This window comes from Sphingobium sp. SA916, assembly GCF_002894065.1.
GTDB classification, from domain to species: Bacteria; Pseudomonadota; Alphaproteobacteria; order Sphingomonadales; family Sphingomonadaceae; genus Sphingobium; species Sphingobium fuliginis.
In genome coordinates this window covers 1-677 of record NZ_LXYF01000020.1, presented here as the reverse complement: position 1 = coordinate 677, position 677 = coordinate 1, and the positions used below count along the sequence as shown (strand labels likewise).

The following is a 677-nucleotide window of genomic DNA, read 5'->3' as shown; positions in this document are numbered from 1 at the left end:
GTGGGCGAGCCGCCAATAGGTCCGCAGGATCCCGAGCAACTGCGTCGAGAGCATGACCGTACGATCCTTGGCGCCCTTGCCATGGTGGACCTGGATCACCATCCGGTCGCTGTCGATGTCCGTGACCTTCAGGCTTGCAGCTTCGGAAGCGCGCAATCCCGCGGCATAGGCGGTGGTCAGTGCGGCGCGCGCCTTCAACGATGGCACCGCCTCCAGAAAGCGTACGACCTCGTCGGCACTCAGAATAGTCGGCAGCTTGCGCGGTGTGCGCGCATAAACGATCCGTTCCGGGATCTCCGCCCGATCCAGCGTGACGCCGTAGAAGAAGCGTAGCGCACATACGATCTGGTTCAAGGAGCCCCACGAAATGCCCTGCGATACCAGATAGACCTGAAATGCGCGGACATCTTCCAGCCCCAGCCGATCCGGTGATCGCCCGAAATAGCGACTGAACTTCGTCACCGCGTGCAGATAGGAGCGTTGGGTGGCGGGCGACAGGTTGCGCAAGCTCATGTCGTCGATCATACGACGACGCAGCGGGCTGACCGTTACTGTGACATCTGTCATGGGATGAACTCCTGGTGAGGGGTTGGTCTTCAGCAACCAAATCCTCCCACCAGGGGGTCATTCCCGCCAGCCCCAAGGCGCCAGTCGAGCGTCAGCGAGTTCGTTCAATC

Annotated in this window: 1 protein-coding gene; it reads right to left on the bottom strand. The window is 61.3% G+C overall.

Features of this window, described 5'->3' with window-relative positions:
- The coding region (locus A8G00_RS03940) for a phage integrase N-terminal SAM-like domain-containing protein (RefSeq protein WP_253257916.1) at positions 1-603 on the bottom strand (603 nt) is incomplete at its 3' end.
- Positions 604-677: the final 74 nt, after the last annotated feature.